At 65.2% G+C, this 24,951-nt stretch carries 21 protein-coding genes; 10 read left to right on the top strand and 11 right to left on the bottom strand.

What is annotated here, in order from left to right; all coding sequences use genetic code 11:
- Nucleotides 1-33 precede the first annotated feature (33 nt).
- The 3 genes from pcrA to F7O44_RS29675 form a co-directional block, all read right to left on the bottom strand.
- On the bottom strand, nucleotides 34-2,388 hold the full coding sequence (gene pcrA / locus F7O44_RS15850; protein ID WP_162451235.1) for a DNA helicase PcrA: 2,355 nt from the start codon (nucleotides 2,386-2,388) through the stop codon (nucleotides 34-36).
- A 98-nt stretch (nucleotides 2,389-2,486) separates the two neighbouring features.
- Nucleotides 2,487-3,173, bottom strand: a complete 687-nt coding sequence (locus F7O44_RS15855) for a response regulator (RefSeq protein WP_343073886.1) — start codon at nucleotides 3,171-3,173, stop codon at nucleotides 2,487-2,489.
- Nucleotides 3,174-3,225: 52 nt separating this feature from the next.
- Nucleotides 3,226-4,569, bottom strand: coding sequence for a PspC domain-containing protein (locus F7O44_RS29675; protein ID WP_162451237.1), 1,344 nt, complete (start codon nucleotides 4,567-4,569; stop codon nucleotides 3,226-3,228).
- A gap of 119 nt (nucleotides 4,570-4,688) precedes the next feature.
- Between F7O44_RS29675 and F7O44_RS15865 the strand changes: the two genes are divergently transcribed.
- Together F7O44_RS15865 and F7O44_RS15870 are read left to right on the top strand one after the other, a co-directional pair.
- On the top strand, nucleotides 4,689-6,167 hold the full coding sequence (locus F7O44_RS15865) for a PspC domain-containing protein (protein WP_162451238.1): 1,479 nt from the start codon (nucleotides 4,689-4,691) through the stop codon (nucleotides 6,165-6,167).
- A complete protein-coding gene (locus F7O44_RS15870) occupies nucleotides 6,164-6,364 on the top strand; it encodes a hypothetical protein (protein WP_162451239.1) in 201 nt (66 codons plus the stop codon). The genes F7O44_RS15865 and F7O44_RS15870 overlap by 4 nt, the downstream gene beginning before the upstream one ends.
- Nucleotides 6,365-6,882: 518 nt before the next feature.
- Here F7O44_RS15870 and guaA read toward each other — a convergent pair.
- The 5 genes from guaA to sdhC form a co-directional block, all read right to left on the bottom strand.
- Nucleotides 6,883-8,454, bottom strand: a complete 1,572-nt coding sequence (guaA, locus tag F7O44_RS15875) for a glutamine-hydrolyzing GMP synthase (RefSeq protein WP_174255939.1) — start codon at nucleotides 8,452-8,454, stop codon at nucleotides 6,883-6,885.
- Between the two features lie 98 nt (nucleotides 8,455-8,552).
- Nucleotides 8,553-9,317, bottom strand: coding sequence for a succinate dehydrogenase iron-sulfur subunit (locus F7O44_RS15880; RefSeq protein WP_162451241.1), 765 nt, complete (start codon nucleotides 9,315-9,317; stop codon nucleotides 8,553-8,555).
- Nucleotides 9,317-11,071 (bottom strand): succinate dehydrogenase flavoprotein subunit, encoded by a 1,755-nt coding sequence (sdhA, locus tag F7O44_RS15885; RefSeq protein WP_162451242.1) that lies wholly within the window; start codon nucleotides 11,069-11,071, stop codon nucleotides 9,317-9,319. The genes F7O44_RS15880 and sdhA overlap by 1 nt, the downstream gene beginning before the upstream one ends.
- Before the next feature lie 33 nt (nucleotides 11,072-11,104).
- Nucleotides 11,105-11,563, bottom strand: a complete 459-nt coding sequence (locus F7O44_RS15890) for a succinate dehydrogenase hydrophobic membrane anchor subunit (protein ID WP_162451243.1) — start codon at nucleotides 11,561-11,563, stop codon at nucleotides 11,105-11,107.
- Between the two features lie 4 nt (nucleotides 11,564-11,567).
- On the bottom strand, nucleotides 11,568-11,945 hold the full coding sequence (gene sdhC, locus F7O44_RS15895; RefSeq protein ID WP_162451244.1) for a succinate dehydrogenase, cytochrome b556 subunit: 378 nt from the start codon (nucleotides 11,943-11,945) through the stop codon (nucleotides 11,568-11,570).
- Nucleotides 11,946-12,431: 486 nt separating this feature from the next.
- Here sdhC and F7O44_RS15900 point away from each other — a divergent pair, with 486 nt between their 5' ends.
- Nucleotides 12,432-13,007: a hypothetical protein gene (locus F7O44_RS15900; protein WP_162451245.1), complete on the top strand. Its 576-nt coding sequence runs from the start codon at nucleotides 12,432-12,434 to the stop codon at nucleotides 13,005-13,007.
- A gap of 135 nt (nucleotides 13,008-13,142) precedes the next feature.
- Here the strand turns inward: F7O44_RS15900 and F7O44_RS15905 are convergent, their stop codons facing one another.
- From F7O44_RS15905 to F7O44_RS15915, 3 genes are all read right to left on the bottom strand, one after another.
- The gene (locus F7O44_RS15905; RefSeq protein WP_222851414.1) at nucleotides 13,143-13,928 is read right to left on the bottom strand and encodes a hypothetical protein; all 786 of its coding nucleotides are present in this window, start codon (nucleotides 13,926-13,928) and stop codon (nucleotides 13,143-13,145) included.
- A 376-nt stretch (nucleotides 13,929-14,304) separates the two neighbouring features.
- Nucleotides 14,305-15,312, bottom strand: a complete 1,008-nt coding sequence (locus tag F7O44_RS15910; protein ID WP_162451246.1) for a hypothetical protein — start codon at nucleotides 15,310-15,312, stop codon at nucleotides 14,305-14,307.
- A complete protein-coding gene (locus F7O44_RS15915) occupies nucleotides 15,309-15,995 on the bottom strand; it encodes a hypothetical protein (RefSeq protein ID WP_222851415.1) in 687 nt (228 codons plus the stop codon). Before F7O44_RS15915 ends, F7O44_RS15910 begins: the two co-directional genes overlap by 4 nt.
- Before the next feature lie 249 nt (nucleotides 15,996-16,244).
- Here F7O44_RS15915 and F7O44_RS15920 point away from each other — a divergent pair, with 249 nt between their 5' ends.
- From F7O44_RS15920 to F7O44_RS15950, 7 genes are all read left to right on the top strand, one after another.
- Complete coding sequence (locus F7O44_RS15920) at nucleotides 16,245-17,825, top strand: acyl-CoA mutase large subunit family protein (RefSeq protein WP_162451248.1); 1,581 nt, start codon at nucleotides 16,245-16,247, stop codon at nucleotides 17,823-17,825.
- Between the two features lie 176 nt (nucleotides 17,826-18,001).
- The gene (locus F7O44_RS15925; RefSeq protein WP_162451249.1) at nucleotides 18,002-18,712 is read left to right on the top strand and encodes a hypothetical protein; all 711 of its coding nucleotides are present in this window, start codon (nucleotides 18,002-18,004) and stop codon (nucleotides 18,710-18,712) included.
- Between the two features lie 105 nt (nucleotides 18,713-18,817).
- Nucleotides 18,818-19,876: a hypothetical protein gene (locus F7O44_RS15930; RefSeq protein WP_162451250.1), complete on the top strand. Its 1,059-nt coding sequence runs from the start codon at nucleotides 18,818-18,820 to the stop codon at nucleotides 19,874-19,876.
- A gap of 15 nt (nucleotides 19,877-19,891) precedes the next feature.
- Nucleotides 19,892-20,947 carry a hypothetical protein gene (locus F7O44_RS15935; RefSeq protein ID WP_162451251.1) on the top strand — a complete coding sequence of 352 codons (1,056 nt, stop codon included), beginning with the start codon at nucleotides 19,892-19,894 and terminating at the stop codon, nucleotides 20,945-20,947.
- A gap of 145 nt (nucleotides 20,948-21,092) precedes the next feature.
- Complete coding sequence (locus tag F7O44_RS15940; protein WP_222851416.1) at nucleotides 21,093-22,121, top strand: BMP family lipoprotein; 1,029 nt, start codon at nucleotides 21,093-21,095, stop codon at nucleotides 22,119-22,121.
- Between the two features lie 112 nt (nucleotides 22,122-22,233).
- Complete coding sequence (locus tag F7O44_RS15945) at nucleotides 22,234-23,814, top strand: ABC transporter ATP-binding protein (protein WP_162451252.1); 1,581 nt, start codon at nucleotides 22,234-22,236, stop codon at nucleotides 23,812-23,814.
- On the top strand, nucleotides 23,811-24,947 hold the full coding sequence (locus tag F7O44_RS15950; protein ID WP_162451253.1) for an ABC transporter permease: 1,137 nt from the start codon (nucleotides 23,811-23,813) through the stop codon (nucleotides 24,945-24,947). Before F7O44_RS15945 ends, F7O44_RS15950 begins: the two co-directional genes overlap by 4 nt.
- Nucleotides 24,948-24,951: the final 4 nt, after the last annotated feature.

Here is a 24,951-nt window from a genome sequence, read left to right on the forward strand (position 1 = left end):
CACCGGCGTCGAGCCCTCGAAGGGGATGCGGAGTCACAGCTTCTCGACCGGGGCGTAGCGCAACATGAGCGTCTTCAGTCCGTCGTCACCGAAGTCGACAGTGACCTGCGCTTGGTCGCCGGAGCCCGATGTTGCCACAACCGTGCCCAGGCCGAATGCATCATGTGTGACCCGGTCGCCGGCAGAAAGCGAGGGGACCGGCCGCGATCCTGTCCGGTTCCCGCCCCCAAGCCGAGGCGCACGCGGTGTGGTCCAACGCGTCTGATCCGCCTCGGTGCGCCGCCAGTCGATGAGTTCTTCCGGGATCTCGGCGAGGAACCGGGAGGCGGGATTGTGGCTGGGCGCGCCCCAGGCGCTGCGGACGGTGGCCCGGGAAAGATACAGCCGCTCGCGCGCCCGGGTGATGCCCACGTAAGCCAGCCGACGTTCCTCTTCAAGCTCACGCGGATCGGACAAGGAGCGTTGATGAGGAAACACGCCGTCCTCCAATCCGGTCAGGAAGACGACGGGAAACTCCAGACCCTTGGCGGTGTGCAGGGTCATCAGGGTGATGACGCCCTCGTGGTCTTCCCCTTCGGGGATCTCGTCGGCGTCGGCCACCAAGCTGACTCGTTCGAGGAATCCGGTCAGTGTGCCGCCGGTGTCTTCCTCGGCCTGGCTGACGTCGTATTCGGTGGCGACTGCGACGAGTTCACGGAGGTTGTCGACGCGGGTCTCATCCTGGGGGTCGTCGGATCCGGCGAGCTCGGCCATGTAACCGGTGCGTTCCAGCACCGCCTCCAGGATCGCGGCGGGATCGGCGTCGTCCTCGGCCAGGAGCCGGAGCTCGTCGGTGAGTTCGACGAATGCCTCGATTGCCTTGACCGAACGGGTCGCGATCCCAGGGGCATCGGCTGCACGGCGTAATGCCTGCCAGAAGGTGATGCGCTCACGCTGAGCCAGAGCGTCCACCATCGTCTCGGCGCGGTCACCGATGCCGCGCTTGGGGACGTTGAGGATACGTCGCAGGGATACCGTGTCTTCCGGGTTGGCCAGGAAACGAAGGTAGGCCAGCGCGTCCTTGATCTCGCGGCGCTCATAGAAGCGCACTCCGCCGACGACGCGATACGGCAGGCCGACCCGGATCAGGATCTCCTCCATGACGCGAGACTGAGCGTTGGTGCGGTAGAAGATGGCGACGTCGCCGGTCGAGGCGTGCCCCTCGTCGGCGAGGCGGTCGATCTCCTCGGCGATGAACTGCGCCTCGCTGTGCTCGTCGTCCGCGACATAGCCGACGATCTTTTCGCCGTCGCCGCTCTCGCTCCACAGCCGCTTCGGCTTGCGGCCTTCGTTGCGAGAGATCACCGCATTGGCCGCGGACAGGATGGTCTGGGTAGAGCGATAGTTCTGTTCGAGCAGCACCACACGGGCGTCTGGGTAGTCCTTCTCGAATTCCTCGATGTTGCGGATGGTTGCGCCGCGGAAGGCGTAGATCGATTGGTCGGCATCGCCAACGACGCATAGCTCCGCAGGCTGAACCGAAGGGGTGTCGCCCGAGGCTTCGTCGGTGCGTCCGACCAGCTCCCGGATCAGGACGTACTGGGCATGATTGGTGTCCTGGTACTCATCGACGAGCACGTGCCGGAACCGTCTGCGGTAGTTCTCCGCGACGTCGGGAAAGGCCTGGAACAGGTTGACCGTGGTCATGATGAGGTCGTCGAAGTCGAACGCGTTGGCGCTGGTCAGCCGCTGCTGGTACATCGCGTAGGCTTCGGCGACGGTCTTCTCGTGTGGGCTGTTGGCGCGCGCCGCGGCGGTCTCGTGATCGATGAGTTCGTTCTTGAAGTTGCTGACCGCGTAGCTGAACGCGCGCGGTGGGTGCCGCCGGGGGTCGAGGTCGAGATCGCGGCACACCAGGGTCATCAGCCGTTGCGAGTCGGCCTGGTCATAGATGGTGAACGACGAGGTGAAGCCGAAGCGCTTGGCCTCGCGGCGCAGAATGCGCACACACGCTGAGTGGAACGTGGACACCCACATGATGCCGGCTCGGCGCCCGATGAGATCGGCAACCCGCTCCTTCATCTCGCCAGCGGCCTTGTTGGTGAAGGTGATGGCGAGGACAGAGCCGGGATGGACATTGCGCGCCGCCAGCAGATGCGCGATGCGGCTGGTGAGAACCCGGGTCTTGCCGGAGCCGGCACCGGCGACGATGAGCAGGGGCGGCCCCTCATGGGTGACGGCTTCCCGCTGCTGCGGGTTCAAGCCGTCCAAGATGTCTTCGACGTCGCCACGGCGACGCTCTTCCCGCTCATCTGGGTGCGGTTGGGCTTCAGAAGCCTTCGCTTTCCCGGGCAGTGGAACGGAGGCCGCTGGGGGCAGCAATGTGGGCTGTTCTATGGATGCGCTCATCGTGGGACAAGCCTATGCGGTTGCACCGACATGCTCGACTGCCCGGACTCACTCGGCGGGCTCTGCGGCTGCCGCAACAATCGGTGATCGTTGGCGGATTAGATCAGGCGGCGATCGGTGGCCCACCTCGTGAGTTCGTAGCGGTTCGACAACTGAAGCTTGCGCAGCACCGCGGAGACATGTGTCTCCACGGTCTTGACGGAGATGAACAGCTCCTTCGCGATCTCCTTGTACGCGTATCCGCGGGCGATCAGCCGGAGAACCTCCCGTTCGCGCCGGGTCAGCCGGTCGAGGTCGTCGTCGACGCTGGGAGCTTCCGAACCCGCGAAGGCGTCCAGCACGAATCCGGCGAGTCTGGGTGAGAAGACGGCGTCGTCGTCGGCGACCCGGACGATCGCGTCGACGAGATCGTCGCCGGTGATGGTCTTCGTCACGTAACCGCGAGCGCCGCCGCGGATGGTGCCGATGACATCCTCAGCCGCGTCGGACACCGACAGCGCGAGAAATCGGACATCGGGCAACTTCGGGTGCAGCTGGCGCAGCACTTCGACGCCTCCACCGCCGGGCAGGTGGACGTCGAGCAGGACCACCTCGGGCCGCAGCTCGGAGATGATCTTGATCGCTTCCTGAGTGTCCGCGGCCTCGCCGACAACGTCCACAGCGTTGGACGCCTGGGCCAGTTCGGCGCGCACGCCGGTCCGGAACATCGCGTGATCGTCGACCAGCAACACCCGGACCGGCGTGGTCCGCGGCCGGCCGCCGTCGGCACTGTTCGATTCGCTCACGTCGTCTCCACCTGTCTTCCCATTGGTGATTCCAGTCTGCCAGCTCAGGATCTCATGCACGTTTGGCCGACAGTTTGACCTCGGTACCTTCGCCCGGCGCGGAGCGGACTCGAGCGGAGCCGCCGTGGCGCTGCATCCGGTCGATGATCGAGCGCCTGACCCCGAGCCGATCCTCCGCCACGTCGTCCGGATCGAACCCGGAGCCGCGGTCTCGGACGAAAAGCTCGATGCTCTCATCATCCGCCTCGAGAAAGATGTCGATCTTGCTGGCGCCGGAGTGCTTGGCGGCGTTGACAGTGGCCTCGCGGGCGGCGTTGAGCAGGGCCCGGCCGAGATCGTCCACGGGAGCGTCGCCCACCGTGACGACTTCCACCGGGATCTCGAAGGCGTCTTCGACTTCTGCGCCGGCCTGCACCAGGGCCGCAGCGAGCGAGGACTCGTCGTCGGGATTCTGGCCGTCGTACAGCCAGTTCCGAAGATCGCGTTCCTGGCTCCGGGCGAGCTTGATCACGGCACGGGGATCGTTGGCCTGCTTCTGGATCAAGGCCAGGGTCTGCAACACGGAATCGTGCAGGTGGGCGGCCATGTCGGCGCGCTCTTGAGAGACGATACGCTCGCGTCGTTCCGACTCGGCGGTGCGCCACAGCTGCCACAACCACGGCCCCAGAATGAGCCCGATCCCGACCAGCAACACGGCGATTCCGGTCAACGCGTCCAGAGTGGCGTCCAGCTGCCCCTGCCCTGCCAGGAAGACGACACCGCCGATGACGACGACGAGTATTCCGGCCACGATTCGCACCATCGCCGACCAGCCACCACCGGCGGCGACGACGCCCAGCCACGGCACGCGCGGAGAGAGTGTAGCCATGCGTTCGCGCTGCTCGGAGTCGGCGCTGCGCCACATCAGCGTCAAACCGGCGGCGGCGAGCACCATCGGCAGGACGTAGCCCTCGCTGATGCCGAGCGGGGTCTGGCCGAAGATCAGTGTGGCGCCCGCGCCCAGAGCAACCAGGGCAGCTAGCTGGCCGAGGTCCCCGGTGCGGGCTACCAGCTGGCGACGGCGTCGCATCCCGGCCCGGCTCGCCGCGGCGATTCCTGCCGGGGCGTTCTGCTCCGCTCGCCGGGCGAGGTCCTGCTCCGTCGGGGTGAAGATCCACAAGGCCAGATACAGCACGATCCCGAACCCGGAAAGGCCGGTCAGCACGCTGAACGCGATGCGCACCGTGAGCGGCTGCAAACCGAGGTGGCGGGCCAGCCCGGACGCTACCCCCGCAACCAGGCGCCCGTCCGGGCTGCGCGCAAACTTCGGCGGATCAGCAGACGTGTGTGTGCCTGTGCCACCCGTACGGTGGGCAGACTGCGGCTTCGGCACGACGTCCATGACATTGATAGTCACACGTGCGAGCTCATCCCCGCCATGCGGGAAGCCCCTTGGAATGCACCGACGACGTGCCGGGGGTTGATTCAGGGTCTTCCCCGATGGTGACGGCGCCGGCGAGAGGGCACGATCGGTATATGACCGAAAACCCGTCGAGCCCGCCGGATGGTGGGCACACCTACACAAGTTCACCAGGGATGCACGAGGAGCTGCGTATGCTGCGGCGCAGCCGCACCGATCGTGTCGTCGCCGGCGTGCTCGGCGGTCTCGGTCGACGCCTCGGTATCGATCCGGTGATCCTGCGGGTGGTCACGGCTGTGCTCGTTCTCTTCGGCGGTGCCGGTGTCCTCTTCTACGCGGCGGCGTGGCTGTTGCTTCCGGCCGAAGACGAGCCGGCCTCGATACTCGACCAGGCGATCGGGCGCCGCGAGGTCCGTGACACCAGCGCCATCCCGCTGGCGCTGGCCCTGGGGTCGGTCACCCTGATCTCGTCCGGCATCGTGATCAGCTCCGCGCCGTTCGGCCCAGTGCTGCTGATCCTCGCGGCGATCGGGGTGTACACCTTGCTGAAACGAGGCGCCGAGGAGCCCGAAGCCGAGCACCCGCCCCGGATGCCCAGCGACGTGCCGTACGTGTATGACGCCGCCACCGGCACCGGCGGTTGGACCCCGCCCCACGCCGCCGGGTATGCACCGCCGAATGTGGCCGACCCGGACGCCGGCGTCCCCTCCAGGTCCACCGCTGGCGCCTCTGCACCGGAAACGCCGGAGTCGACCACGCCGGTGGACGACGCCACCGCGCCGGATGCTGCCGTCGCGTCAGATCTCGGGCCGGTGCCGAGCACGTCAGGCTCGGTTTCGCAGGGGTGGCCGGAAGGGCCAGACTGGGGCGCAGGAGATGCTTCGTCGTCCTCGCGCTACAGCGACCTCTATTACCTCCAGGACCAGCCTCCGGAACCAGTCGCGCCACCCGCGGCTGAGCCGGTGGTCAAAGAGCGTTCAGTACTCGGATTCCTGACGTTCTGCGCGGCGTTGATCTCCGTTGGCGGTGTGGCCCTGTCCAGTGTGATCTTCGGCCTGAGTCCAGGCCCGATGTACGTTGCGGTGCCGTTGGCCGTCGTTGGTCTCGGACTGCTGGTCGGCACCTGGTACGGCCGTTCCCGCGGACTCATCTGGCTGGGCATTCTCTTGACTCTCGCGTTGATCCCGGCCTCCCTGGCCAACCAATGGAGCCTCGCGACCGGGCCGGTGGAGCTGGTCGCGTCCGCGGATCTGGCGGCCCTGCCGGCAACGAACGTGGAACACGGTGCGGGCCCCGTCGACTACGACCTCTCTGAGCTGGAGCTCGACGACGGGGATGTCGTGAGCATCACGGTGCAACTCGGTGTGGGTCCTGTGGGCGTCATCGTGCCGCCGGAGGCTGACGTCGTCGTCACCAGCTCACTGGGTTTGGGCGCACAAGATATCTTCGACACATCCACATCGGGCTTCGGCCGAACCGAAACGTACACGGACTTCGGCCCGGACGGCGTCGGCGGCGGCCAGATAGAACTCACCCTCGAGGTGGGCGTCGGGAATATCGAAGTCACCCGCGCGGAACTGGAGCCGGCCCCATGAAACGCCACGACACCGACGTCTCGTCCCTCGTATTCGGCCTGTTCTTCCTTGGAGTGTTCATCGTGTGGTCGCTGGTTGAGCTGGACGTCATGGGGCTTGATGGGCTCGAAGTGGCCGCCCCTGTCCTGCTCGTATCTATCGGCCTGGCTGGGCTGATGGCGTCGATCGGCAAGCTCCGGCGCGACCGGTCCGAATAGGGGCCGGGGAGCAGCCAGAGACTTCCTCATGCCTCACAACCCGTGGCGGAAAAGCATGCCACGGGAGGCTCGTAAAGCGCCTGAGGAAGTCTCTGGCTGCTCCCCGGCGGCCTCGTCGCACCTTGGTCGCGGCGGGGCTGCCTGGTTTACGCAGCGGGGTCTCGCCGATGCCCGTCCGAACCCGGCACGCCCTGATTCAACCGCCGCATCCCCGCAGCAGCGTCGAGTCCCGCTCGCGGCGGGCGTTCGTCGTATTCCCCATGGGGAACCTTCGGTGATCGTCAGTGGGTTGTGGTCGCTATCCCGTCCGGTAAATCGGACAAATAGGTTCCGACAGCGACCACAACCCACTGACGATCACCGAAGGGTGAGGGCGAAAAGTGGCGGGGTGGACGATGGCGAAGCGCTGAAGGCATGGGGGTGCGCTGAAGGCATGGAGGAGCGCTGAAGGCATGGCGGTGCGCTGAAGGCATGGGGGAGCGCTGAAGACATGGTGAGGTTTGCGGGGCGGCGGAGTGCTACTCCCATTCAATGGTGCCGGGTGGCTTACTCGTGATGTCGAGTGTGACCCGGTTGACCTCGGGGACCTCGTTGGTGATCCGGGTGGAGATCCGCTCGAGTAGTTCATACGGGAGCCGCGACCAGTCGGCCGTCATCGCGTCTTCGCTGCTCACGGGGCGAAGGACGATGGGATGCCCGTAGGTGCGGCCGTCTCCCTGCACTCCCACCGAGCGAACGTCGGCCAGTAGCACCACCGGGAACTGCCAGACGTCGCGGTCCAGGCCGGCGTCGGTGACCTCCGCCCGCGCGATGGCATCGGCCTTACGCAGGATCTCCAGCCGTTCGTGGTCGACCGAGCCGATGATCCGGATTGCCAGGCCAGGGCCGGGAAACGGGTGCCGCCAGACAATGTCGGCCGGGATGCCGAGCTGTTCGCCGACCGCGCGGACTTCGTCCTTGAACAGCCAGCGCAGCGGCTCCACCAGCGTGAACTGCAGATCATCCGGGAGCCCGCCAACGTTGTGGTGACTCTTGATGTTCGCGGCGCCCTCGCCGCCGCCGGATTCGACGACGTCCGGATAGAGCGTGCCCTGGACGAGGAACTCGACCTCGCCGCCCTCGGCACCCGCCTTGGCGACGATCTCCCGTGCGGCGTCCTCGAAGACGCGGATGAATTCCCGGCCGATGATCTTGCGCTTCTCCTCGGGATCGTCGACCCCCTTGAGCGCATTCAAGAAGCGGTCCTCGGCATGCACCACGTGCAGGTCGACGCCGGTAGCTGCGACGAAATCACGCTCGACCTGTTCGGCTTCGCCAGCGCGGAGCAGCCCGTGGTCGACGAAGACACAGGTCAGCCGATCGCCGATGGCACGTTGGACCAGCGCGGCCGCCACCGAGGAATCGACGCCGCCGGATAGCGCGCAGATGACCTGTTTGTCGCCGACCTGGGCGCGTACGGTCTCCACGGCGTCGTCGACGATGTTGACCATGGTCCAGGTAGGACGGATGCCCGCGATGTCGAAGAGGAAATGCTCGAGCACCACCTGGCCGTACTCGGTGTGCAGCACCTCCGGATGCCATTGCACGCCCGCCAAGCCACGGTCGGTGTCCTCGAACGCCGCCACCGGGGTGGCTCCGGACGTGGCCAAGACGTCGAACCCGGGCGGGGCTTGGGTGACGGAGTCGTTGTGGCTCATCCACACTGACGACCCCGTGTCGACGCCGTGCAGCAGGGCGCCGGGGTTGGCGATGTCGATGTGGGTACGGCCGAATTCTGACAGGCCGGTGCGCGCCACCCGGCCGCCGAGCGCGACAGTCATCGCCTGGAAGCCGTAACAAATGCCGAACGTGGCGATGCCCGAGTCGAACAGGGAGGAGTCGATCGACGGGGCGTCGTCGGCGTAGACGCTGGACGGCCCGCCCGAAAGGATGATGGCCTTCGGTTGTTTCGCGATCATCTCCTGCACCGGCATGGTGTGCGGGACGATCTCGGAGTACACCCGGGCTTCGCGCACCCGGCGGGCGATCAGTTGCGCATACTGCGCCCCGAAGTCGACAACGAGCACGGTGTCATGCGTGGTCTCACTCACTTGCCCGAGCCTATCCGACCGGTCTGTGTCGCCGCCGGTAGCGTCCTGCAAAGCGAGCGCCAGAGGCCTCGGGATGCAGGGACGCAAGCTACGGGTGGTTAGACGCGGCGGAACAGCAGAGCCTGCTTGACCTCTTGGATCGCCTTGGTGACCTCGATGCCGCGGGGGCAGGCGTCGGTGCAGTTGAACGTGGTGCGGCAGCGCCACACGCCCTCGCGATCGTTGAGGATCTCGAGGCGCTGCTCGGATCCTTCGTCCCGGCTGTCGAAGATGAACCGGTGCGCGCCGACGATTGCCTGCGGCCCGAAGTACTGACCGTCGGACCAATACACCGGGCACGACGTTGTGCAGGCGGCGCAGAGGATGCACTTGGTGGTGTCGTCGAACCGCTCGCGTTCCGCGGGCGACTGGCGCCGCTCCCGCGTCGGTTCGTTCCCGCTCGTGACCAAGAACGGCATGATCGACTTGTAGGCCTCGTAAAACGGCTCCATGTCGACCACAAGGTCCTTCTGCACAGCCAGGCCCTTGATCGGCTCCACCGTCACCGGCTTTTTGAGCGGCAGGTCCTTGAGCAGCGTCTTGCACGCGAGCCGGTTGCGCCCGTTGATCCGCATCGCGTCGGAGCCACAGATGCCATGCGCGCACGAGCGGCGGAAGGTCAGGGAACCGTCGATCTCCCACTTGATCTTGTGAAGTGCGTCGAGCACCCGGTCGGTGCCGTGCATGGTCAGGGTGTGGTTCTCCCAGCGCGGCTCCGTGTCGAGCTCCGGGTTGAAGCGCCGGATCCGCATGGTGACCTGGAACGACGGGATGGCGCCCGCGTCAGGTGTTTCCTTGACGGGAGCCTCGGTGGTCAACGTCATCAGAACTTACGCTCCATCGGCTGGTAACGGGTGATGACGACGGGCTTGTAGTCCAGCCGGACTTGGGCGGTGCCGTCGTCACCTGCGACTCGGTACGCCATGGTGTGGCGCATGTAATTGACGTCATCGCGGTTCTGGTAGTCCTCACGGAAATGCCCGCCGCGTGATTCCTTGCGCTCGAGGGCACCAGCGACGATCACCTCGGCCAAGTCGAGCAGGAAACCCAGCTCGACGGCTTCCAAGAGGTCGGTATTGAACCGCTTTCCCTTGTCTTGCACAGAGACCCGGGCGTAGCGCTCACGCAGGTCCGCGATGTCGGCCAGCGCTTGCTTGAGGGTCGCCTCGGAGCGGAACACCTGGGCGTTGGCGTCCATCGTTTCCTGCAGAGCCCGCCGGACGTCGGCGATGCGCTCGCCGTCCTCTCTCGCGCGCATGCCTTCCAGCAAAGCCACGGTGTCGGCTTCCGGTGAGTCCGGAAGCTCGACCCAGGGGGCCTTCGCGGCGAATTCGGCCGCGGCGATTCCCGCGCGGCGACCGAAGACGTTGATGTCGAGCAGCGAGTTCGTCCCGAGCCGGTTCGCGCCGTGCACACTGACGCAGGCGACCTCGCCGGCGGCGAACATGCCCGGAAGCACCCGCTTGTTGTCGGCCAGAACCTCCGTCTCCACGTTGGTGGGGATGCCGCCCATGGCGTAGTGCGCGGTGGGATAGACCGGGACCGGCTCGGTGTACGGCTCGATTCCGAGGTACGTGCGGGCGAACTCGGTGATGTCGGGCAGTTTTGCGTCGATGTGCGCCGGTTCGAGGTGGGTGAGATCGAGCAGGACGTAGTCCTTGTTCGGCCCGGCGCCGCGGCCCGCCCGTACTTCGTTGGCCATGGCGCGGGCGACGACGTCACGTGGGGCCAGGTCCTTCAGCGTCGGCGCGTAGCGCTCCATGAATCGCTCACCCTCGGAGTTGCGCAGGATGGCGCCTTCGCCGCGGGCCGCTTCGGAGAGCAGGATGCCTAGGCCGGCCAGGCCCGTCGGATGGAACTGGAAGAACTCCATGTCCTCCAGCGGCAGGCCACGGCGGTAGGCGATGGCCATGCCGTCGCCGGTGAGGGTGTGCGCGTTGGACGTGGTCTTGTACACCTTGCCGGCGCCACCGGTGGCGAACACCACGGACTTGGCCCGGAAGATGTGGATCTCACCGCTGGCGAGGTCGTAGGCCACGACGCCGGCGGTGCGCTGCTCGCCGTCCACCTCGTTGAGGATGACGTCGAGGACGTAGTACTCGCTGAAGAACTCGACGTCGTGCTTGAGGCACTGCTGGTACAGCGTCTGCAGGATCATGTGACCGGTGCGGTCGGCGGAGTAGCATGCGCGTCGCACCGCGGCCTCACCGTGGTTCCGGGTGTGCCCACCGAAACGTCGCTGGTCGATGGTGCCGTCCTCGGTCCGGTTGAACGGCAGGCCCATCTTCTCGAGGTCGAGCACCGCGTCGATGGCTTCCTTCGCCATGATCTCCGCCGCGTCCTGGTCAACGAGGAAGTCACCGCCCTTGACGGTGTCGAAGGTGTGCCATTCCCAGTTGTCGTCCTCGACGTTGGCCAGTGCCGCGCACATGCCGCCCTGGGCGGCGCCGGTGTGCGAGCGGGTGGGATAGAGCTTGGTGATGACGGCGGTCCGTGCTCGCTGGCCGGCTTCCAGCGCCGCCCGCATTCCAGCGCCGCCGGCGCCGATGATCACCACGTCGTACTGGTGAGTCTGCATGAGTTGAATCTCTCTTCCGGTCTTGTGGTCGTTCTAAGCGCCGGGGCAGAACGACGGCAACAAGTCCGCAGCCGCCTCGACCGGGCATGGATCGAACGTGAAGATCACCAGCGTGCCGAGCACGATTGTGATGGCCGCCGCGGTGTAGAGCCCGACCTTGAGCCACATCCGCAACTGGTCACGTTCGGCGTAGTCGTTGATGACAGTGCGCATCCCGTTGGAGCCGTGGATCATGGCCAGCCACAGCATGAGAAGGTCCCAGATCTGCCAGAACGGATCGGCCCACTTCCCTGCCACGAAGGCGAAGTCGAGTGCGTTGATGCCCTCGCCGACCATTAGGTTGACGAACAGGTGCCCGAAGACGAGGACGATCAGCAACAGGCCGGAGACCCGCATGAACAGCCAGGCGTAGAGCTCGGTGTTGGTTCGTCCGCGGAGCCGGCGTGGAGACCGAGGCGACCGAGGGGCGGCGATGGAAGTCGTGGTTGTCATCTACTCAGCCCCCGAACACGTGAGATAGGTGGCGGATCAGGAACGGGACCATGAGTACCAGCCACAGGACACCGACGCCGGCCAGCATCTGGCGCTGGTACCTCGGGCCCTTGCCCCAGAAATCGACCAGGATGATCCGGACCCCGTTGAAGGCGTGGAAGATGATCGCGCCGACGAGCGCGGCCTCCATCAGCCCGACGATCGTCGTCTTGTAGGTGGCGATGACCTCGTTGTAGGCCTCCGGCGACACGCGCACCAGCGCCGTGTCCAGGACATGGACGAGAAGGAAGAAGAAGATACCGATGCCGGTGACCCGATGGGCCACCCACGACCACATGCCTTCTCGGCCGCGATAGATCGTGCCTGCCGGCGCCTTGGGCACGGGAGGTCACCTTTCTCACGAATTTTAAGAACCGGGCGCGCAGTGAGCTCGCGGATCCGATCCGCGTTCATGGCAGTCCGCCCCGCGGGAGCGGCCGGCCCGTCTCGTGCACCTGCGGCCCAGCCGGAGCATTCGGGCTCCGACCGGCGTACATCGTAGCCGTGTGTCCACCGCGGTTTCCGTGGCGGAAGTCACCATCGCGGTGTGACATGAGTCAAACTACGGCCCGGCGGTGATCTCCTGCCGGGACCTCCAGGCTGTCCGCGTAGCCGCGCGCCGCAGTTGCCGACCGCACCCCGATGATCTTGGCGCGGGGGGATTCTGTGATGATCACTACCCGCGCATGTCGAGCAGCGTCAGTGCGGCGAAGGCGGCGTTAATGATTCGAAATCTCAGCATGAGAGATGGGGTCGTGACTTTTTGAGAGACGAACACCGATGATCGATGTCAAGGGTTGGCGGAGTATAGGGCGCTCAGGGGTTGCCTATGACGGCTGAATCGGTACATGTCGCACGAGTTTTGCTGGTGGGAAAGCGTGCCCGAGTGCTCGAAGAGCTCGGCCGTTCGCTTCAGCACCTCGGTATGGAAGTGGTCCAGGAAACGGATTTAGCCAGGGCGCGGGATGTTATCGACGGCTCAATGGTCGACGTCTTGGCGCTCGGCCGAGCGGTGCGCGGTGCCAAGCGAGAAGAGCTGGTGGTCGCGCTGCGGGCGCAGAATCCGCGGCTCAAGGTGGTTGACGGGCTGGCGCCCATACCACCCTTGTTGGTCGCTCAAGTTCAGGAGGCGGTGAGTACTCCGCCGAGTGATACGCGAATTGTTGGGAGCGCGACTTATGAACAAGGAATTAATCGTGTTGTTCTGATAATGCGCCGATCGGCGGAGGTTGGTATAATGCTGCACCGCCTCGATCCGCTTTACCGAATTCACCAAACGCCGATATTCGCGGGGCGGCTTGGTGATGGGCGGCAGAATATTCCGATTGGCCGCAAGATAGGGCGTGGCGAACGCTTCCTTGTCGTGCGTGCTGACCAGGAAACAACGGTTCATCAAGTGAACTGAGGTGAGCGGTTCCGCCCGCGTATGGCGGTGCACGAAGACGAGCCGGGTTGATGGCGATAGGGCGTCATCAACCCGGCTCGTTGCTTCGCTGCGCTGAGCGACCGGCAGGGTGGTCCGGTACAGCTCAGTTCGACGTCAGGACAGCGTGACCTCGGCGGCGACTTCCTGGCGTTCGTCGCTGAGAAGCTCACCGTCGTCATCGACCGGCGTCAGCGTGGCTTCGAAGACCACCGCGGCGTCGGTCTTGTACATGAAGTTCTCCCCGTAGGAGAGCGTCTGTCCCGGTCCGAGCGGGTAAATGCCGTCCTCGTGGTGGTCGGCCGTGCCGCTGTTGTTGACCTCCATCTCATCGTAGAGATCGAAGTCGGTGATGCTGTCCATTCCCTGCAGGTACGGCCAGTCCTCGTACGTAGCCTTCATGGAGACCAGGCTGGCGCTGAGGTTGATGGGCTCGTCCGAGGTGTTGGTGACGACATAGTTGACGAACACGATGTCGTCGCCCTCGGCCAGGACCGGCTCGTTGTCATCCGGGTCGACGAGCATGCCGTCCTTTGGCGACTCGGTGACGCCGACCTGGTAGACCTCGACCTCGAAGTTGTCACCCTCGAGGGTCGCGATCAGCTCACCAGGGGTGGTGACGGGCGCCGCCCACTCGGGGGCGTCGCCGTCGCCGGCACCGTTCGGGCTGTCGGCGGCCTCGTCGACGTCAGCGTCGTCCTCATCTGCGTCATCCGCGTCGGCGTCGTCCTCGGGCGCGTCGTCCTCAGGCGCGTCCTCCTCCGTTTCGCTGGCGCTGTCGTTGCTCTCTTCTGCTGTGGCGTCGTCGGATGCGTCATCATCCGACCCGCACGCGACCAGACCGAACGCGAGAATCGCGCCGGCCGCGGCGGTGGCCATGCGACGCGTTGGCGTCATACGCATGACAGGTTTCCTTTCGATTGATTCACCATGAGATATGCAGCTACGGCGCTAATGCCGCGGCTGGGTCAGGTCAAGGACACCCGCGAACGTGTTCACGGCGCGATCCCATGCGACCCGCTACAAGTGTAGATGCCGCTACCCTGGCTAAACGTGGGTGGTAGGTGAATCGATGAGCGACGGCGGGTGGTACGCTCGCGTTTTTTTTCGCGCTGCCGGCCGCCGGCGGGTCGTACCCGAGATCAAGGGGCTTCAACGGCCGGTGCGACCGTAGGCGATAACCGCTCGCGAGCGGCCTTCATCGGTTGCGAGCCATCATGCGCGGCCGCCGCGGCGGGCTCCTCGTGGGACTCGCCGACGGTGACCGAATCATGTGGACTCAGCGGACGATGGTCTGGACCTCGGCTACCGGGACAGTGAACGTCTCCTCGGTGGAGATCGGATCGAGATCGCCGCTGTCTGTCTCGGCGTCGCCGATCCCGCCGTGCCAGCCGGTCTGCCAAATGGTTTCGGCGGTGACCGGGAAACCGTCGGGATACTGGGTGGAGGCCCGCTCGTAGACAACTGCGCACGCTGGGTCTGTGCCCTCTGTCCAGGCTGTGACCGCTTCGGCCGGCGAGCATGTGGTGCTGCCTACCGGCGAGCTGATACGCAGCCCATCGGTGCTGGCCCACACCTGGACCCAGGTGCCGGTCTCCGGGATGGTGGCGCGGATTTCGACGAGGCCGTCCTCGCCGCCCACGGCGTCCGGGTCGAGCACCCAGTAGCCGGTGGGGATGTTCACCACAGTGGTGTTCTCGGTACCGGCTGCCTTCGGGTTCTGGTCCACTTCCGGGTTGGGAATCTCGATCAAGGCGCTAGCGGCGAGAGCAAGCTCTTCTGGCTGGATCACCACCGGTGGCTCGGACTCAGTGTCCTCCCACCAGACCGCCAGTTGCGGAATGCAGGCGTCCGGGTACCAGGCCTGACAGCTTCCGAGGAAGGTCTCGAAGTCGTCCAGCGTCGCATCCTCCACGCATCGCGCTTTATACCAGCGACCGTCCTTCGGGTCACTCTCTTCGTATATCTCCATGATGTAGTCCGGGTCAGGCAAGAAGACCCAGCCGCCCGGGAACCACATCATGATCGTGAACCACCAGGATAGAAACTCTTCGTCGCTCTCGAACGCATTCCACCAGCACCGTGCGGGAATCGACATCGTCTCGGTCCTGCTGCCGCCGGGGATAGTGTCACCTTCGACGACAACAGTCTCGGTGACCGTGCCTTCCACGGTGTTCTCGTCGTCGTCGACGTAGCCATCTCGGTCTGCAGACGCGGGTGCGGAGATGGCGGCAGTGATGAAGAATGCGACGGGAATCGTTGCGAAGAGTCTCGACCGAACGCTCATTCGAAATACTCCTCGCATGTGTCTTTGTCAGGACCAATGTCGGTGTCTGCCGTGTACCAGACGCCGTCGATCAGGCGCAGTGTGGGGACCGAAAGGTAGTAGGGCTCGCTTTCGTTTGGCATGGAGCCTGCGGTACCTGTAAACCATCCGCGGGTGTCAATACACGCTTCTAGGGTCGCCTCGTCGCCGTTGACGTCTACGCTTAGAGCGACGATCGAGGAAGGTGGTCCGGTGGAGACGCGCTCGGTCTCAACCGATTCCTCGGCATAGTCGCGGATGCGCGACAGGTTGGGATCTATCGCAGCATCCTCGATACCGGAGTCTTCGGGGGGCACGCCCCACAGGATCTGTTCCCAGGATGCTTCAAACCGCCCGTACGCCTCGATTACCTCCATTTCCTCGTCGCTGACCTCGTCGGGTGGAGTTATTGGTATAACTTCGCGGAGTTCGACGATGTTCTCTTGTGGCAGGTGAGGCTGTGTGAAGGTGGCGACGGGCGTGGGGTCGTCGGATGTGGGATCTTCGGTGGGATCGGCGGTGGGCTCAGGGCTGTCCGTAGTCTCGGGTTCCGCCGCCGGGGCCGTTGGCTCTGCGGTGGAGGGTTCGGTGGCGTCGAGCCCAGCTGGCTCGTCGCCTGAGCCGCATGCTGCCAGTGTGAGTACCGTTACTGCCGCCATCGCCATGGTGCGCAGTATGAACCGCATGTGACTCCCTTGTTGTCCCCGTTACGACGAAGGGTCAGGATAGACGTAAAATGTGTCGACGTGCACGGCGCCGTAGGCTATCTCCGCCGGTCCAGCTGCGAGAGTGTGAAGAATCTCCTGGTGTGCACATTGTCACGGCCATAGCGTGGGGCCTATCACTACGGTTGGGCGATGCTTGAGTGCGACGTCCTCCATCGGATGTGACCCATCTGCCAAAGCGAGGCAACCATGAGCGCGACAACGGAGTCCGGGCTGCCGATCGAACCCGTCTACGGCCCGGAAGCACTGGATGGCTGGGATCCTGACACGAAGCTGGGGGAGCCGGGAGCTTATCCGTTCACCCGGGGTGTGTACCCGAACATGTACACCGGCCGGCCGTGGACCATGCGGCAGTACGCCGGCTTCGGGACCGCCGCGGAGTCCAACCGGCGCTACCACCAGCTGGTGGAGGCCGGTACGGGAGGGCTGTCGGTGGCCTTCGATCTGCCGACGCAGATGGGTTTCGACTCCGACGCCGCGTTGGTCAAGGGTGAGGTAGGCAAGGTCGGCGTCGCCATCGACTCGATCGAAGACATGCGGACCCTGTTCGACGGCATCCCGCTGGACCAGGTTTCGACGTCGATGACCATCAACGCTCCAGCCGCGCTGCTCCTATTGCTCTATGAACTCGTCGGCGCCGAGCAGGGGGTCGCCGGAGACAAACTCACCGGGACCATCCAGAACGATGTACTCAAGGAATACATCGCCCGGGGCACCTATATCTTTCCGCCCGCGGCCTCGCTACGGCTGGTGAGCGACATCTTCGCCTACTGCCGGCGGGAACTCCCGCGCTGGAACATGATCTCGATCTCCGGCTATCACATGGCCGAGGCCGGTGCCAATCCCGCGCAGGAGGTCGCGTTCACGCTGGCCAACGCCAAGGAATACGTGCGTGCGGCATTGTCGGCCGGACTCGAGGTCGACGAATTCGCGCCCAGGTTGTCCTTCTTCTTCGTCTCGCGGACCTCGTTCCTCGAAGAGGTCGCCAAGTTCCGCGCCGCCCGCCGGATCTGGGCGCAGATGATGCGGGACGAGTTCGGCGCCAAGAACCCCAAGTCGCAGATGCTCCGGTTTCACACCCAGACCGCCGGTGTCCAGCTCACCGCACAGCAGCCGGAGGTCAACCTGGTCCGGGTGGCGGTCCAGGCGATGGCGGCGGTGCTGGGCGGAACGCAGTCGTTGCACACCAACGCCTACGACGAAGCCATCGCTCTGCCCACGGAGAAGGCGGCGCGACTGGCTCTGCGCACGCAGCAGGTGCTGGCGCACGAGACCGACATTACCCGCACGGTGGACCCGTTCGCGGGCTCCTACGCGGTCGAGTCGATGACCGACGATCTCGAAGAAGCTGCCCGGGATCTCATGCGCCAGGTCGACGACCTCGGTGGTGCGGTCGCGGCTATCGAACGCGGCTTCCAGAAGCAGGAGATCGAGCGGTCCGCCTATGCCGTAGCGCAGGAGATCGACCACGGCGATCGGGTCGTCGTCGGGGTCAACCGCTACAACTCCGACGGCGAGGAGCCGTATGAGCCGCTGCGGGTGGACCCGGAGCTCGAGGCTCAGCAGATCGAGCGGCTGGCGCGGGTTCGTGAGTCACGGTCGGCCGCCGACGTCGAGCGTTGCCTCGGGGCGTTGCGAGATGCCGCGGCCGGGAAAGCCAACGTGATGGACCCGATGCGTGAGGCACTCGCCGCCCGCGCCACCGTCGGTGAGGTGTGTGATGCGCTGCGCGAGACCTGGGGCGTGTACCAGCCCCCGTCGACCCTCTGACCACCGTGATCGTGAGTGGTTTCCTGCCCTTTCCCCAGTGATCGTGAGCGCGATCACGTCGTCATGGCGTCCAGGATCCGCTCATGATCACGGGCGTGTGGAGCGGGATCCTGATCACGATCACCGGCTGTGGCGATAGAGTGTGGCGCTGTCCGCAGGGCAACGGGAGGAACTTGATGGCAGCCGGCACGGGGATCGCGAAGCATGCGCTGGCCTGTGCGACGGTGGCAGCGCTGGCCGTCACGGCGTGCGGCGCGGACCGGGAGGAGCCAGAAGGGCTGGGTACCGAAACGCCGGCGGCAACGGATCCGGCCGCCGACCCCACCGGTGAGGCGACCGGCAATGCGGACGCCACGCCCGGTTCTGACGAGGACGACGTCGATCCGACTGCCGAGCCGGAGGCGTCGTTCACCCAGCCGCATCTGCCCACCGAAGAGCCGAGCGTCATCGAACTCGACGACGAACTCCCGGTACAGCCGCCAGGCGATGTCAGCGACGACGAACGCGAGGTCCTGGAAGCGGCCGGCCGGTTCATGGCCACCTGGCAAGCCGTGCTGTTCGGCGCCGACGCGGAACACTCGCGCCTGTATGACACGACCACGGGCGTCCAGCTCGACCGTCTCACCTCTCTCATCGACGAGATGGCCGAAGATGAGTGGGTTTTTGTCGGCGAGCCGATGGAACTTGAGGCGCTGAGCGTGAGTGTGGGAGGCGGCGAGGCCGAGGCCGATCTCTGTATCGGGCTGCCAGGCTGGATCGAGATCCGTGGCGGCGTCGGCGCACCGTTCGGCAGTGTGGAGCGGTATCTGATCAGCTTGTGGATGGAAGACGGCCGGTGGATGGTGACGGACGCGACCTCGCAAGACACCGCCGAGTGCGACTTTTAGTCCTCTGCGCAGAGTGGGCTTGAGCGACCGACAGCGTCCCACACCGGATCAAGGGCTGTTATTCTACCGTGGTCCGGACCCCGACATGTCGAGGTGTATGGAGATATGCGCAGGACGTCCCGTATCGCAGCCTGTGTCGCACTGGTTGCCGGGGGCTCGCTGGCGTTGACTACGGTGGCCGCAGCCGATCTGCCTGGCGGGGACAACGATGGCGAGTCTGGGTACTACGTCGAAGTCGGCGTCGATCTCAGCGGCGACGCCGCGCCCGATGGCGGGGGTTACTACAGTTTCTATATCCCGCCGCTGTGCTATTGGGGTCCGTTCCGAGGTTTGGCTGACGGGCCGGATCATGGTGACGGAACCGACATGCAGAAGGTTCTGGACTACATGGAGTACGCCTATAACATCCCGCTGAAGGATGGCTCCGGATATTGGGTGCCGTACTACGGGCCGTTGAGTCGTTACGAAGAAGCCCTCGAGCGGGAAGAAGATGGCGAGGACCTCATCTGGTACTCCCTATACTGCAACATTCACTACGGAGACGAGCGCGCCATCGAATTCGCCGATGGGGAGTACAACGGCGGCGCGCTACTCACCGGCCTGCGGACTCAGGGCGAAGAGCCCGAGATCCTGATCGACCCCGAGGATCTGGCAGAGGCGGCTCGGGATGAGATGGTGATCGACCTCCCGGACATCGATCGCAATCCGCAGATGGCTGGTTCCAATGCGGGCGCGACGCTGGTCAACATTCCGACCTGGTTCTGGGTGACCAACCCGGACAGCGTGGGTGGCCCGGATGGTGAACGCAATATCCGCGCGGAGGTAGTCGGCGGTGATGTGTGGGCGGAGGTCACAGCCCAGACCGGGGGGTTGTCGATCGGCTCGCCGAACGGCAGCGCGTTCTGTGATCCGTCGGTTGCCCTGATCGAGTGGGGTGACGACGCGAGTGACGACGACGCCTGCACGGTGAGTTTCAGCCGCGCCTCGGTCAGCTACCCGGACGGCTACCCGGTCACCGCGTCCACCGAATGGTCGGCGACCTGGGAAGGTGTCACCCAGGACGGTGAGGCGGTCGGCGGCGATCTTGAGCCCCTTTCCCGGCAAGCCGCTCCGGTTGATATTCCGGTGGCGGAGATCCAGTCGATCGTGCGCGGGTTGCGTTGAGGATTCGGAGCCGAGATGCCGAGACCTGCACCAGGCAAGCGGAGGACCATTAGCAGCGGAACTGGGCTCGCGCTCGCGGCCGCGGTTTCGCTGGCTTTGCCCGGGATCGCCGTGGCCGATCTGCCCGGAGGCGGTGACGACGACGGGTACACGGTGGCCGTCAATGTCCGGTTCAGCGGCGACGCCGCGCCGGGCGGCGGTGGCAGCTATACGGTCTACGTACCGCCCATCTGCTGGTGGGAACAGATGCCGAGCAACAACGTGGACCCCACCGATCCGGAAGCGGTCTACGAGTACTACATGGAAGAAATCAGGGGCGGTGGTCGTACCCCCAGAGAAGTTCTCCAGTGGCCGGACGAAGAAGTCTTCCTCGATGCTATCGAGCGGGAAGAGAACGGCGAGAACATCACCTGGTACTGGATCTCCCACCGCTCGGCCAATCGGGCTCCGTGTTCGCCGCAGATACGTGACTACGGGGATAGCTGGAACAACGCGATCGTGATCTACTCCCCGTTCGCGCACAACGAGCCGCCGGAGCCGGCGGTGGATCCGGAGGTTCTGGCGGAGGCGGCTCGAGATCGGATGGTGATCGATCGGCCGGAGGTCGATCGCAATCCGAAGATGGCTGGCTCCAACGCGGGGGCGACGCTGGTCAATGTGCCGACCTGGTTCTGGGTGACCAATCCGGACAGTGTGGGTGGACCGGATGGCGAGCGCAGTATTCGTGCGGAGGTTGTTGGTGGCGACGTGTGGGCCGAGGTGACGGCGCGGACGGGTGGCCTGTCGATCTCATCACCGAGTGGGAACACATTCTGTGATCCGTCGGTGGCCGTGGTCGCGTGGGGTGATGGCGCCAGCGACGACGATGCGTGCACGGTGAGTTTCAGCCGGGCCTCGGTCAGCTACCCGGACGGTTACCCGGTCACCGCGTCCACGGAGTGGTCGGCGACGTGGGAAGGCGTGACCCAGGACGGCGAAGGGGTCGGTGGGGACCTCGCGCCGCTGTCTCGCCAAACGAGCGTCGACGTACCGGTGGCCGAGATCCAGTCGATTGTCCGGGGTCTGCGCTGACCTGCGGTGAACGTGACACGCGCAGTTCGCTTTCGTTCTTGTAACAACGTCGAATCCGTGTCGCTTGGTGCGGATTCTGCGGATACGCTCTCCGTTCTCGGGCCAATACTGTCTGCCCGAGCATGTTCAGCGGAGGGAGCGGCCCGTGCCACGGGTTCTGAAGGTTGCTGCGGGCGTCGCCGGCTTGGCGTTGTTGCTCGGAGCGTGCGCAAGTGATGATGATGACGCAGGCGATTCGAACGGTTCGGGCGAGGACCTCCAAGTAGGGCTTGCCTTCGATATCGGGGGTCGGGGAGACCGGTCGTTCAATGATTCGGCGGCAGCCGGGATCGAGCGGGCTCGTGACGAGCTTGGCATCGAATTCCAGGAACTGTCCCCCAACCCGGACGGTTCCAATCGAGGTGAACTACTACGGGAGCTCGCGGACGGCGGGCACGATCCCATCTTCGGTATCGGGTACGCCTTCTTCGAAGAGATGGACACCGTCGCCGAGGAGTATCCGGAGGTGCAGTTCGTTCGCGTCGACGGGCCCCCGAGTGATCTCGACAACGTCGCCGTGATGACGTTCGCCGACCACGAGGGTTCTTTCCTGATGGGTGTGGCGGCTGCGCTGACCACGGAGAGCGGCGAGGTCGGCATCATCGGCGGTAACGAAGGTGCGGTCATCAATGCCTTCGGCGCCGGTTTCAAGCAGGGAGTTGAAGCGGCCGATCCGGGGATTGAGATCACCGACCAGCGCCTGGCGTCGGGTGAAGACCCGAGCGGGTTCGCGGACGCAGCTGGTGCGAGGGTTGCGGCTGAGGCCATGTACGAGCGCGGAATCGACGTCATCTACACCCCTGCGGGTGACTCGAACGTTGGGACGTTCCAGGCGGCCGCGGACGCAGGTGCCTGGGCGATCGGAACCGACTCCGACCAGTACGAGACGGTCGGCGACCCCGAGCTGCAGGACGTCATTCTCACGTCCATGCTCAAGCGCGTCGACACCGCCGTATTCGAGAGCATCAGCACCTACGCTGACGAGGGTTCAGTCGAGTCCAAGGCGTACGACTTGTCGGACGAGGGCGTCGGGTATGCCACCAGTGGCGGATTCCTCGATGACATCACTGACGAGCTCGAGGAATACAAACAGCAGATCATCGACGGCGAGATCGAGGTCAGTTCCACCGAGTGACGGTCGCGTACCGCAGACCAACGCACAGCGACGCCATCGTCCTGCGCTGGTAGTCCGCAAACCGACTGCCGGCGCAGGACAATGGTCACGCGGAGCGGTGAAATAGGGGGTCATGGACAACGCCGAGAACGCAGGTGATGCACCTGCTGAAGCGGCTGGCGAGACTGCCATCGAGCTCACGGGCATTACCAAACGGTTCCCGGGCGTGATCGCCAATCGGGATGTTCATCTTCAGGTGAACCGTGGTGAGGTGCATGCCGTCGTCGGCGAGAATGGTGCCGGCAAGTCGACGCTGATGAAGATCCTCTACGGGATGTACCGGCCGGATGAGGGCGTCATCGCGGTGGATGGCAAACCGGTCGACTTCCATGGGCCGAAAGACGCTATCGCGGCCGGTATCGGCATGGTGCACCAGCATTTCATGCTGGCCGACAACTTCACAGTGCTCGAGAACATCGTGCTCGGCGCCGAGCCTCGGCGGGGTATCCGGCTCGATTTCGCTGCCGCCAGGCGCCAGATCATCGAGCTCTCCGAACGCTACGGACTGGGACTACGCCCTGGGCGGCTGGTAGAGGAACTCAGCGTCGCGGCCAGACAACGCGTCGAGATCGCCAAGGTCTTGTTCCGTGGTGCCCGGGTGCTCATCCTGGACGAGCCAACCGCCGTCCTGGTGCCGCAGGAAGTCGACGCGCTGTTCTCGAATCTAGGACAACTCCGAGAAGCGGGCCTCTCGGTCATCTTCATCAGCCACAAGCTCGACGAGGTGCGCCAGGTAGCCGACCGGGTCACGGTGATCCGTCGCGGCGAGACGGTGGCCACCGTCGACCCGCGTGCGACGTCGTCGCGTGAGCTGGCGCACCTGATGGTTGGCAGCGAACTGCCGACACCGGAGACCACCGAGTCCACCGTGACCGAGCAGGTCGAGCTGTCCGTGCGTGGAGTTACCATCGGCGCAGACGACGGGCCGGACCTCCTCCAGGACATCAGCTTTGACGTGCGCCGCGGGGAGATCGTTGGGTTCGCCGGTGTCGAAGGCAACGGCCAGAGCGAACTCGTCGAAGCCATCATGGGGTTGCGTCCGCTTGATGCTGGAAGCATCGAAATCGGTAGTCAGGATGTCACCAGCTGGTCGTCGCACCGCCGCCGGGTGAGCGGAGTCGGATTCATACCCGAGGACCGTCATCGGCAGGCATTACTTCTCGAGGCGCCATTGTGGGAAAACCGGCTGCTCGGATGGCACAGCCAGGCGCCGGCTGGCGGACGATTCTGGATCAACCCGGCGATCGCGCGTGCCGAGACCGTGAAGATCATGAAAGAGTACGACGTCCGCGCACCCGGCCCAGAGACGCTGGCCACCGCATTGTCCGGTGGTAACCAGCAGAAGTTCGTGATCGGCAGGGAGATGAGCACCGACCTGAGGGTGCTGGTCGCCGCCCACCCCACTCGGGGGATCGACGTGGGGGCGCAGGCGGCGGTCTGGGACCGGCTGCGCGAAGCCCGGGCCGCCGGCTTGGCTACGGTGCTCTTGTCGGCCGACCTGGAGGAGCTGCTGGGCCTGTCCGACACCCTTTATGTGTTGTTCAGCGGCCGGATCGTCGCCAAGCTCGATCCGGCCGCTGTCACCCCTGAGATCCTGGGCGCGCACATGACTGGTGCGGCGGCCGGACCCGACGAGGCGGGAGAGCCGACATGACCCGCGTGGTGGGATGGTTGCGCCGCGTCGTGCCGACGCTCGTAGCGCTGGGGGTGGCCCTGGTCGTCACCGCGTTGTTCATCCTGATCATCGGTGAGAACCCGTTGCGTGCGGTGGGCGCGTTGTTCGACTTCGGCGACACCTCGGTAGCTCAGGCGAACTCGATCGGTGTATGGATCAACCGGGCCGCACCGCTGTTTCTCGCCGGGCTAGCCGTCAGCATCGGCTTTCGGATGGGCCTGTTCAACATCGGCGTCGAGGGTCAGTATCGGGTGGCCACCGTGGTGGCAGCCGGGGTGGGCGCCGCGATCGTCTTGCCAGCTCCGCTGCACGTCTTCGTGATCGTCATCGCGGCGATGGCTGCCGGCGCCGCCTACGCGGCCATCCCGGCCGTCCTCAAGGTCACCCGTGGCGTCAGTGAGGTCATCTCGACGATCATGCTCAACGCCATCGCGATCGGCTTGGTCGCCTGGCTGGTCCGGGTGCCCTTCGTCGATCCCGAGCTGGGCCCGGGTGAGATCGTCGCCACCCGCCGGATCGAGGAGTCAGGGCACTTCCCTGGCCTGAACGAGTTGTTCGGTGTGATTGGCCTGGAAGAGCCCCGGCGCCCGGTGCACGGCTTCGTCATCGTGGCGATCGTCGTCGGCATCATCATGGCCATCGTGCTCAGCCGGGCGCGGTTTGGATTCGAGTTACGGGCCAGCGGCCTCAACGCGCTGGCCGCCACCGCCAACGGTATCTCGTCGAAGGCGATGATCCTGAAAGCGATGCTGCTGTCGGGAGCCCTCGCCGGACTGGTGGGTTTGCCGGATCTGCTCGGATCGGCGCATCGATTCCATGCTGACTCGTTCGTCGCGGGGTACGGATTCACCGGCATCGCGGTAGCGCTGCTGGGACGAAATCGCCCTGTCGGGATCGCCTTCGCTGCCTTGCTGTTCGCCTTCCTCGACCGGGCCGGTCCTAGCTTGCAGTCCGAGGGTATTCCGCCCGCCGCGGTGACGATCATGCAGGGAATCGTCGTGTTGTCGGTGCTGATCGTCGACGAGGTGGCCCGGCGTGGGCTTCTGCGCCGCGAGGAACGAAGGGCCCGGAACCAGGATCGGGATGCCGTGACCGAGGAGGTGCCGTCGTGACCGG

The sequence above is a fragment of the Phytoactinopolyspora mesophila genome (assembly GCF_010122465.1).
Lineage (GTDB): Bacteria > Actinomycetota > Actinomycetes > Jiangellales > Jiangellaceae > Phytoactinopolyspora > Phytoactinopolyspora mesophila.